The organism is Candidatus Thermokryptus mobilis (assembly GCF_900070205.1).
GTDB classification, from domain to species: domain Bacteria; phylum Bacteroidota; class Ignavibacteria; order Kryptoniales; family Kryptoniaceae; genus Kryptonium; species Kryptonium mobile.
Map to the genome: position 1 here is coordinate 88,244 of NZ_FAOO01000010.1, position 10,644 is coordinate 98,887.

8 protein-coding genes are annotated in these 10,644 nt (G+C 39.1%); 1 reads left to right on the forward strand and 7 read right to left on the reverse strand.

The window, feature by feature from the left end; translation table 11 throughout:
* From FKZ43_RS07780 to lat, 7 genes are all read right to left on the reverse strand, one after another.
* Positions 1–3,204, reverse strand: a complete 3,204-nt coding sequence (locus FKZ43_RS07780) for a WD40/YVTN/BNR-like repeat-containing protein (RefSeq protein WP_140945316.1) — start codon at positions 3,202–3,204, stop codon at positions 1–3.
* Positions 3,205–3,276: 72 nt separating this feature from the next.
* Entirely contained in the window at positions 3,277–4,371 is a 1,095-nt protein-coding gene (gene ychF / locus FKZ43_RS07785) for a redox-regulated ATPase YchF (RefSeq protein WP_140945317.1), read from the reverse strand.
* Positions 4,372–4,389: 18 nt separating this feature from the next.
* Positions 4,390–4,908, reverse strand: a complete 519-nt coding sequence (locus FKZ43_RS07790; RefSeq protein ID WP_140945318.1) for a hypothetical protein — start codon at positions 4,906–4,908, stop codon at positions 4,390–4,392.
* 51 nt (positions 4,909–4,959) lie between these two features.
* The gene (locus FKZ43_RS07795; RefSeq protein ID WP_140945319.1) at positions 4,960–6,057 is read right to left on the reverse strand and encodes an alkaline phosphatase; all 1,098 of its coding nucleotides are present in this window, start codon (positions 6,055–6,057) and stop codon (positions 4,960–4,962) included.
* On the reverse strand, positions 6,054–6,566 hold the full coding sequence (locus FKZ43_RS07800) for a class IV adenylate cyclase (protein WP_140945320.1): 513 nt from the start codon (positions 6,564–6,566) through the stop codon (positions 6,054–6,056). Before FKZ43_RS07800 ends, FKZ43_RS07795 begins: the two co-directional genes overlap by 4 nt.
* A 14-nt stretch (positions 6,567–6,580) precedes the next feature.
* Positions 6,581–8,464 carry a family 10 glycosylhydrolase gene (locus tag FKZ43_RS07805; protein WP_140945321.1) on the reverse strand — a complete coding sequence of 628 codons (1,884 nt, stop codon included), beginning with the start codon at positions 8,462–8,464 and terminating at the stop codon, positions 6,581–6,583.
* 30 nt (positions 8,465–8,494) lie between these two features.
* Complete coding sequence (gene lat, locus FKZ43_RS07810) at positions 8,495–9,838, reverse strand: L-lysine 6-transaminase (RefSeq protein ID WP_140945322.1); 1,344 nt, start codon at positions 9,836–9,838, stop codon at positions 8,495–8,497.
* Positions 9,839–10,023: 185 nt separating this feature from the next.
* Here lat and FKZ43_RS07815 point away from each other — a divergent pair.
* The coding region (locus FKZ43_RS07815; protein WP_140945323.1) for an ATP-dependent nuclease at positions 10,024–10,644 on the forward strand (621 nt) is incomplete at its 3' end.

The window sequence follows — 10,644 nt, forward strand, 5'->3', positions numbered from 1 at the left end:
TTATTTCGTCTCAACTATAATTGCCGGGATCTCAAGCTCTTTAACCTTGCGATTGAATTCAGGGATTTCCTTCTCATATACATCTTTGAATTTTTTCAACTGCTCATCAAGTCGCTTTGAAAGGTCATCAAAAACTTCATACATCTGCTTTGTCGGTTTAGAATCAGCACTTGCAACAGCACTCGCAAGAGCTGCAAGTTTCCCGTTTAATTTGACAGGATGATTAAGCAAATCCTGAGAACTTCTCGCTTTATTTTGTGTTATTTCTCCCTCAATAGCCGTCAATTTATCTTTCAACGGCTTAATAAGTTTATTAATTTCACCTTCCTTTGAAGTTCCCTTCAATTTTCGCGCAAGCTCATCAAGTTGCTTGACTATATCTCTAATTTTATTCACAGTTCCGTTTGCCTCACTGAGTTTATCCCTGATCTTTATGAGTAAGTTAAACTGTTCTTTGAACTCCTCATCTGTAGTTGAAATTCTCGGATCTTTTTTAATCTCAAACCACTGAGTAAATGACTTTGTCCCAACAGTAAGTTTAACCTGATATTTTCCAGGAACAGCCACTGGACCTCTTGTGCTTCCACCCCAAGTCCAAAATCTTATATCTTTCAAGTTCTCAGCGTCTGGATAACGCATATCCCAAACAAATCTATTCAGCCCTTGTTCTGCAGTAACGCTTGGTTGAATTTGCTGACCAAAGAAAAATCCAAACTCTTCAAGCATCCCTTCCCTTTCAGGTCTTTCCTTGCTTGAAAATGACTTTATCAAGTTCCCTTTTTCATCAAAAAATTCAATTTTAACTTCATCCTTCGGTTTCTCCTTGAAATAATAATAAACCACAACACCGTTTGGTGGATTTTGACCAAGCGTAATGCCTGGGCGCCTGAAACTTCCACCGCGCATCCTATAAGCATCCGCCGGCTTGAAAAGATAAATATCCGACTTCGCCACCTCATCACTTAACTGATAAAGCAATTCAAGGTCATCAAGTATCCAAAAAGAACGACCATGCGTTGCAACAACCAAATCCTTTTCGCGCGGATGAACAGCAATATCGTAAATCGGTGAAACAGGCAAATTCAATTGCAGGGTCTGCCAATTTTCGCCATCATCAAAGGAAACATAAATTCCAAACTCAGTCCCAGCATATAAAATTCCTTTCTTATTAGGGTCTGCTCTGACAACCCTTGTGAAATGCGTATCAGGAATTCCACTTACAATTTTTTTCCATGTCTTACCATAATCAGTCGTTTTGAAAATGTAGGGCTTAAAATCACCAAGTTTATATTTCGTTGCTGCAACATACACCGTCCCGGCGTCAAAAGGAGATGGCTCAATTATGCTAATCAAACTCCACTCAGGCAATTCCCTCGGCGTGACATTTTGCCAAGTTTTACCACCATCAGTTGAAACATGGATCAAACCGTCATCTGAACCAGCCCATAAAACACCTTTTTTAACCGGTGATTCAGCAAAAGCATAAATCGTGCAATAATATTCAGCTGTCGTGTTATCCTTCGTTATCGGTCCACCCGAAGGACCAATTTTTGAAGTATCATTGCGCGTTAAATCCGGGCTTATCACCTCCCAACTCATTCCTTCATCGGTGCTTCTGAAAACATGATTCCCAGTCACATATAAAACATTCGGATCATGGGGTGAAATCACAATCGGATATGTCCACTGAAAACGATATTTTATATCCTTTGCCCCAGAACCAATTGGCGATTCAGGCCAGACGCTTATGTTTTTGATTTCTTTTGTTCTGTGATTATATCTTGTCAAGAGCCCGCCATAACTTCCAGCATAAACTATGTTCGGATCATCCGGTCTTACAGCAATATACCCGCTTTCTCCACCACCAACAGGATACCAATCGGTTACACCAATTCCCATCCCAGTTGTCCTGCTTGCTATTCCAACCGTTGTGTTATCTTGCTGAGCTCCATAGACATAATATGGAAATTGATTATCAACCGTGACATGATAAAATTGAGCTGTGGGATAATCTTGTTCCGTCCATGTCTCTCCACCATTAAATGTCACAGAAGCGCCACCATCGCTTGCGTGAATCATTATCTTCGGATTTTCCGGGTTAATCCACAAATCGTGATGGTCTACATGTGGCGTTCTAACAATGTTAAATGTCCTACCCCCATCAATTGATTTCAAGAACTGAACATTTAAAACATAAACGACATCGGGGTTCTTTGGGTCGGCAAAGACATGCATATAATAAAACGGTCTTTGCCAAAGTCGCTTATCGTCGTTGACCTTCCTCCATGTAGCTCCACCATCTTCAGATTTGTATAACCCGCCGTTTTCAGCTTCAACAAGAGCCCAAATAAGTCCTGGCTTTGCAGGCGATACAGCAACACCGATCTTACCCTTTATCCCCTTTGGAAATCCCGGATTGTTTGAAATCTCAAACCATGTCTCTCCACCATCCGTTGACTTCCAAAGCCCACTCCCTGGACCTCCACTTGACAGCGTCCAAAAATTCCTATAAACTTCCCACATCGCAGCATAAATTACCCTTGGATTCGTTGGATCAATTGCGATATCAACAGCGCCCGTCTTTTCATCTTTATATAGAACCTTTCTCCAAGTTTTCCCACCATCAATTGACTTATAGACACCACGATCTTTTGACGGTGCAAATGGGTTTCCAAGCGCAGCAACATAAACGATATCCGCATCCCTTGGATGAATGCGAATTTTCGCTATGACCTTCGTTTCAGCAAGCCCAACATTTTTCCATGTTTTTCCAGCATCTTCCGACTTATAGACACCATCACCAATTGAAATGTTATTTCTCAAGCAGGCTTCTCCCATCCCAACATAAATAACATTAGGGTCGGACTCAGCAACAGCTATAGCTCCAACTGAACTCGTTTTAAAGAAACCATCTGAGATATTAACCCAGGTAAAACCTCCATCCTCAGTTTTCCAAACACCTCCACCAGTTGCGCCGAAATAATAAGTCAACGGCTGTGATGGATGTCCAGCTACAGCGATTGACCTCCCACCTCTAAAGGGACCGATCTCACGCCACTGCAAAGCACGATATAAACTCGTATCATACTTTAAAATCGCTTGCTTCTGAATCACTTGAACCTTTCTTTGCGAAAAGATCGGACTAACCGCCGTGATAAAAAGGGAAAGCAAAAACAAAGAGAGAAATAAAAATTTTGCCCTCATATCGTTTTTCAAATTTTGTTTTAAACTCTGTTTAAAATTTGGACGAAGAAAGAAAGTTAACAAGTTCCAAATTTAGACCTGAAATCTAAACAAAATTACATCACCATCTTGAACTATGTATTCCTTCCCCTCAAACTTCACAAGCCCATGTTCTCTAAGCGCATGCTCAGAGCCAAACTTTACAAGTTCATCCCATCTCATTATCTCAGCTTTTATAAAACCGCGTTGAAAATCGGAATGAATTTTTCCAGCTGCTTCATAAGCAGTCGTCCCCCTTTTAACTGCCCAAGCTCTAACCTCGTTTTCATTCCCGGTGAAAAAAGTTATAAGATCAAGAATTTCATACCCGACCTTGACCACCTTCTGCAACCCGGATTCTTCAAGACCAAGTTCCTTTAACAACTCCATCCTTTCATTCTCTGGAAATTGCGCAAGCTCAGCTTCAAGCTTAGCACAAATGACAACTACTGGGACATCTTCCTCTTTTGCTATGGAAAGAACCTCATCAACATATTTATTCCCATTTAAACCCGCTTCATCAACATTTGCAACATAAATAAATGGCTTAGCCGTCAATAAGTGGAGTTCATCAATTATTTGTTTATCCTCAGGGTTATACTTAAAACTGCGAGCAAATTTCCCACCATTTAAATGTGAAATCAAACTTTCATAAACTTCAAACTGATGTTGTGCTTTCTTATCGCCACTCCTTGCGATATTTCTAATTTTCTCAATTCTTTTCTGAACCGTCTCAATATCTTTCAAAATCAATTCCGTCTCAACTATCTCAATATCCCTTCTTGGGTTTATGCTCCCATTCACATGGACAACACTTTCATCTTCAAAACACCTAACGATATGAATTATTGCATCAACCTCTCGTATATGTGCAAGAAATTGATTTCCGAGACCCTCACCTTTGCTTGCCCCTTTGACAAGCCCAGCTATGTCAACAAATTCAATAACAGCTGGGGTTATCCCTCGCCTTGGTTTAAAAACATCACCGAGCTTTTTCAATCTCTCATCAGGAACGGGAACAACCCCAATGTTCGGGTCAATGGTGCAAAAGGGATAATTTTCAGCTGGGACGCTGGAGTATGTTAAAGCGTTAAAAAGTGTTGACTTGCCAACATTTGGCAAACCAACGATGCCACATTTAAAACCCATAAAAGTTTAGCAAAAATTTTAAAAGTTTTCATCCTCATCAAAATCATCAATCTCCGGTTCAATATCGCTTCGCATTCCTTTATCAAAATCATCCGCCCCGCGCATGATCTCCGAAAGAAAGGAAAGATAAGCCCTTGGGTTTTCTTTTGACATCTGAATTTTTATCGTATCAATCAAACCATCAATCGCCTTAATAATGTCTTTGTCTGAATAATTCAAATCACCCGACTCAATATGATCACCAAGCCGAGAAACTATATCCCAATGTATGATATCCGGGTCCTCAATCATCTCACCCCTTACTTCCTCAAGCAATCTCTTAAAAGATTTTGACTTTATTTCATTCACAAGCCCCTTAAGAGATGAAACAAGGTAAGCATCCGTTAACCTATCGCCTTGATTCTGAAAAATTTTATCAACCTCATAAATCGCATATTCAATGACTGGCAAAATTTCAATTGATTTCTCATTCAGTTGTTTTATCCTCTTTCCCTTTTTACCTTTTTTTCCCGAGGATTTTTTAGCCGATTTGCTCATTTAAAATTTCACCTCTTTGAGATTAATTTCTTCCTTCGCTCGCAAATTTAATCACTTTTTCAGATATTCAAAAATTTTCTTCCCGATCAATGTGTTATCTCCAAAGCCAGCAAACGCCTCTGCTCCCGGTCCAAAAGCAAAAACAGGGACCATTATCCCTGTGTGATTTTTCGTAACGAATTTCCCTTCAACTTTCTTTTCTTCTACCGAGCCACCGACAATAGCATAACCCCCTGTTTCATGGTCAGCCGTGACTATAACAAGAGTATTTCCATCTTTTTGTGCGAATTCAAGTGCAACCCCAATTGCTTCATCAAAATCAGCCATTTCTTTTAAAATTTGTTCACTATCATTTGCATGCCCAGCCCAATCAATCTGAGAACCCTCAACCATAAGAAAGAAACCATCTTTATCCCTTGATAAAAACTCAATTGCCTTTTTCGTCATCTCCGAAAGTGTCGGTTTTCTATTCGGGGCATAAGGCGGATGATTTTCAGCAAACAAACCTATAACCTTACCTGCTTTATCAAAGTTAAAATTGTAAAATTCCTCCGGCTTTGAAATAAAATAATATCCTCTTCTTCTCATCGTGTCAATTAAGTCCTGCCCATCCTCTCTCTTTCCACCCTTTGATTTAGGCAAAAACCAACCCCAACCACCTCCAAGGTAAAGATCAGCATTTGCTTCTTTTGCTATTTGTTCGGCAATTTTAATTTGCATGTTTCTATCTGGAACATGTGCAACAAAAGCAGCTGGCGTTGCATGAGTAATTGCGCAAACGACAACTATACCCGTTGCCTTCCCAATCTTGTTCGCATATTCAAGAACTGTTTCCCTTCTCTCACCATCACAATCAATCCCAATCGCAACATTTTTTGTTTTATAGCCCGTGCTCATCGCAGTCGCCCCAGCTGCTGAATCAGTTATATATTCATCACACGAATTCGTCGTCAAAAGACCAACGACTTTAAACTTTTCAAGATTTAAATTTCCCTTATATGTTTTCCCAGCGCTTATTTGCGCAAGCCCCATCCCATCACCGATCATCAAAATTATATTCTTCGGCTTAAGCGATTGCTGAGCATATAAGCTGAAAGAAAACAAAAAAATAAAAAAAGCGAACAAAACTAAAATTTTTACCCGCTTCATTTATTTCCCTGATTTTGTTTTAACAAATCCGAATAAGATACCTTCACAAATTCAGAACCGCGCAATGAAAACTTATCAATCAAAAACTCCATCAAACCATCAACATCACCACCATCATCAATCACTTCAAATTCAATGAAATTTCCAAGCTCCTTCACCTCATCAATGTGAATCCTTGCGTTCTTGTAAAGAAAAACCTTTCTCTTCTTCTCAACAATCACATCTACGCCGAGCGCTTCCGAAAGTAAAACTTTCAATTCATCCGCATTGTGCACTTTTAAAACCCGGTAATCGCTCCATCGCTTATCGCTTGTTTCATCCCTGCGATAAAAAATCAACTCCGCACCGCCCGTGTTAAATTCTCTCATCTTCAATCTACCATCTCCAACTTTAAAATAAGTATCAATTTGAATGAAATCATCCTTGAGTTCAGCTCCAACTTCAACAGCTATTCTCTCAGCCAGAGATATATCATCAAACTTAACTTTGATCTCAAGATTTCTCGGCACTTACTCGTGAAAATTTACTTTAAAAATGAGATTTTCCGCGAATTTGAAAAGATAACTTTCCCGTTTTTAAAAGCATTCATCCTGCAAACATAAAACCCGCTTGCAACTTCAACTCCGTTATTATCCGTCCCATCCCAATAAAACTGGTATCGTCCATTAAAATGAAACCCAGAAACTATCTTTTTAACCTCACGCCCAAGCAGATCATAAATCCTGATATCAACAAACGAGCCAGACGGGACAGAATAACTAAAATTGATAACTGAGTTGAACGGATTCGGATACCCTGGAGACAGATTAAAATCTGCCAAGATACTTTCAAGCCCGACATTCGTTATAACCACATTTGACGGTTGACTCTCGTTTTTCAATCTATCAAGCGATGTGACAACATAGGTATAAATCCTCGCCGTATCTGGAATCCTGTCGGTATATATGTTAACAGAAGAAGCCGAGGGAACTATTCCTATTATATTTCTCGGATCGTTTAAATTAACGATCTCACTTTGCTCAACCCTATAAATGACATAATAGCTTGGCTTTTGACCATCCGAAGCTGGCTCTGGATTAAACCAAACAAGCTGCCAGGTATATGAATCCAGTTTTCTTATCAAAAGTCCCTGAGGTGGATTTGGAGGTATGCTGTCCTTCCAACGCATCGCTGGAGGAATTGCAAATGTCCCATATTTAAACTGTTTGAGTGAGTCAAGATATGCTAAAACGTTTGAGTACCTAAAAATGACCGCTCCATACGCAGCAATGCCTCTTGTAAAATCTATTTCTGCGGAAATCTCGCTAAAAGGATTATCCCCATAAATTCCGATATAAACATGTCTACCAAACATATTTGCGTTCCAATCTTGAGATATAACCCTGAAATCGTATTCAGAACCGATATCCCAATAAACTTGGGGAGCGTGATAATCTATCAATCCTAATTGAGCCCACTTTCTCGGATCAGACCTTCCATCACGATAGAGGTCAAAATACGCTTGATTTATCGGCAATCTCCAACCTTGATAAATTCCCGGAGTCGTGGTTCCAATTTTAACCCACGGCTTCAAATTTTTAACAGTGTCATAAACAGCCCTGACAAACCTTTCAATTGAAAGACGAGCGAAATCATCTCTACCCAATCCATACGGATTACCATTTTCATAATCACTGCGATTGTTAAAATAAAAATTGAAAGAATCACCGTAAGTATATGCCCCGGGAAACCGAATATAATCAAAATGAATTCCGTCAATGTCATACTTCCTGACAAGCTCGGAAACAACACTTAAAAGATATTTCCTGACATAGGGATTTGCTGGGTCAAGCCAAATAAGTTTCAAATTTCCAAATGTTATAAGCCAATTGCCCTGCGAATCTTTAGCGAAAAGTTTGGTGTTCCACCTATTGCTGTCATCAATAGCTATGTGCCTTGGTTGTGAAATAGCAAGATGATAAATTGTGTCCGGCAAAGTCAAAAGATTATAAACATTTATCCAAGCGTGAACTTCAATCCCATATTGGTGAGATTTTTGAATGAGATAATTTAACGGATCATAAAATTGTGGCGGATTTTCCTTCGTTCCAGGCGGGGTCCCAAGATTAGGATAAAGCGTCCCATCCTGATCAACCATTAAGGGTGATGTTAAATACGATGCCCAAGGAACTATCTCCGACTCATAATAAGCTTGACCACGAGCAAGCACCTGAAAAATTATTGCGTTGAACCCTCCACTTCTTGCAACATTAACTATCCTGTCAAGCTCCTGCTTTTGATTTGTAGCCCTAACAGAAAGAGGAAAATCAAGACCACTTGTAGCAACCCAAAGTCCTCTAAATTCAAACTTAGGTTGAGAAAGTGCAAAAGAAAACAGAAAAAACAATACAAGGTAAAAGTGCTTCATTTGATTAAACAAAATTTTTTATCCCGTAAATCAATCTTTCAACTCATAAAGCGATTTCCTTATTATCTCCATTCCCTCATCTACTTCTTCCTTAGTGATCGTAAGAGGTGGTCTGAATCTTATTGACCTCTCACCGCAACCAATCATCACAGCGCCATTTTCATAAACCTTCCTTAAAAATTTCTTCCTGAAATCGGCATCGGGTAAATCAAATGCACACATCAAACCCCTTCCCCTCGCATTTGAAATAATATCTGGAAATTCGCTTTGTAATTGTATCAACTTATCCAAGAGATAATCCCCAACAACTCTTGCATTCTCAATTAAATTTTCCTCGTGTATGACCTCAAGGATTCTCGCGAACCTGACCATGTCTGTCAAATTACCGCCAAATGTTGAATTTATCCTGCTTGAAACATGAAAAACATTGTCCTTGACTTCATCAACCCTTTCACCAACAAGGATCCCACAAACTTGTGATTTCTTACCGAAAGCAATTATATCTGGTTTAACAAAGTGCTCATGCGCCCACATTTTTCCAGTCAAACCAATTCCTGTTTGAACCTCATCCATTATATACATAATTTCATTTTCATCACAAATCTCACGCAATGCAACGAGAAATTCCTTTCTGAAGTGATTATCTCCACCCTCCGCTTGAATCGGTTCAATTATCAAAGCTGCGATGTTATGACCGTATTCCCTTATCGCATCCTTTATCTGATTCAAGGCTAAATTCTCCTCTTCCTGAACCTTCTTCAAATTCTCTTCGTTGAGTGGAAACTTTATAGCCGGGTTATGAATTCTCGGCCATTTGAACTTTGGGAAATATTTATGCTTTATTGGGTCAGTATTAGTAAGAGAAAGCGTATAACCAAGTCGCCCGTGAAATGCCTGACGGAAATGTATCACAACCATTTTTGATTCATCTTCAACCGATTTATAAAAACCACGCTCAAGATTTTTCTGCATCTTCCAGTCAAAAGCAACTTTAAGTGCGTTTTCAACCGCTGGAGCTCCACCCTCAATGAAAAAAGCATACTTAAAATAACTCGGAACAGCAAGATTGAAAAATGTCTCAACAAATTCAGCATACTCAAGCGGGTAAATATCGGAAAGCGTCGGCTTATTAACCGCAACAAGCTTGAGCTTCTCAAGGAACTCCTCCTCAAGGAGTTTAGGATGATTCATCCCAAGCGCCGATGAAGCAAAGAAAGAAAACAAATCAAGATACACCCTGCCCGTCTTAGCGTCAACAAGACGCCGACCCTGACTATTTTTAAGGTCAATGACCATATCAAAACCATCAACTAAAATGTGCTTTGAAAGAATTGAATGAACATCTGAAGGATTAATTTTAACTGATTTAATCATCTCTCTTGTGACCATATTTTAACCTTCCATCCTTTGTTTTACTTGTTTTTAATTTAAAAATTCCCCCTGTAAAATCAAAGGTTTTCTCGGGAAACTTTGAAGTTTGATGAAAAGTTATTTAAATTTTGAGCAAGCATAAACTTCTTATCGCCGTGAAATAGCCGACTAGAATCTCGGAGTTTAGGATGGAAGATGTGAATAAGGGAAAACAAGCAATGGTAGAAATTGATTCTGGTGGTATTGCAATTACCTATTCTTCCGGACGTGTAATGAAAGTTTCAAATGAGATGAAAGAAGAAGTTACTTTGATGTATTTATCCCTTGATCGCCAAGCTTCCAGACAGGTAAGTCCTTCCCAGTGGACATTATATGGGAAATTACTAAAACACATAAATTCTCAAATTACACTACAGAAAAAAGAAGAATTTAAAAATAAAGTTCAAGAAGTCTACACTAATAATATTTATTCGGCGGTACAACAAGTAGAAGACATCTTAAAAGGACATATTCGTGACCAAACTGGGCTTGATGTTTCACTTAAATTATCAATTTTGGATCCCATGGAAGTTATCAAAAATTTAAGACCATATTTTAAAGAAGGTGATATAGAATATGATTCAGAAGATATGGGAGCGGGTACTCAGAGCGCTTTAGCAATTGCAATTGCTCGTGCCTATGCCGAAGTAATTCGCAAACCTTTAATCATCGCAATTGAGGAGCCTGAACTTTATCTTCATCCCCATGGTTGCAGACACTTTTATAAGCTTTTAAAAGATTTAGCAGATAGTGGTTTACAAGTCATCTAT

Coding starts and splice junctions, on each gene's coding strand:
- FKZ43_RS07780 (WP_140945316.1), bottom strand. CDS start 3,204: ATGAGGGCAAAATTTTTATTTCTCTCTTTGTTTTTGCTTTCCCTTTTT.
- ychF (WP_140945317.1), bottom strand. CDS start 4,371: ATGGGTTTTAAATGTGGCATCGTTGGTTTGCCAAATGTTGGCAAGTCA.
- FKZ43_RS07790 (WP_140945318.1), bottom strand. CDS start 4,908: ATGAGCAAATCGGCTAAAAAATCCTCGGGAAAAAAAGGTAAAAAGGGA.
- FKZ43_RS07795 (WP_140945319.1), bottom strand. CDS start 6,057: ATGAAGCGGGTAAAAATTTTAGTTTTGTTCGCTTTTTTTATTTTTTTG.
- FKZ43_RS07805 (WP_140945321.1), bottom strand. CDS start 8,464: ATGAAGCACTTTTACCTTGTATTGTTTTTTCTGTTTTCTTTTGCACTT.
- lat (WP_140945322.1), bottom strand. CDS start 9,838: ATGATTAAATCAGTTAAAATTAATCCTTCAGATGTTCATTCAATTCTT.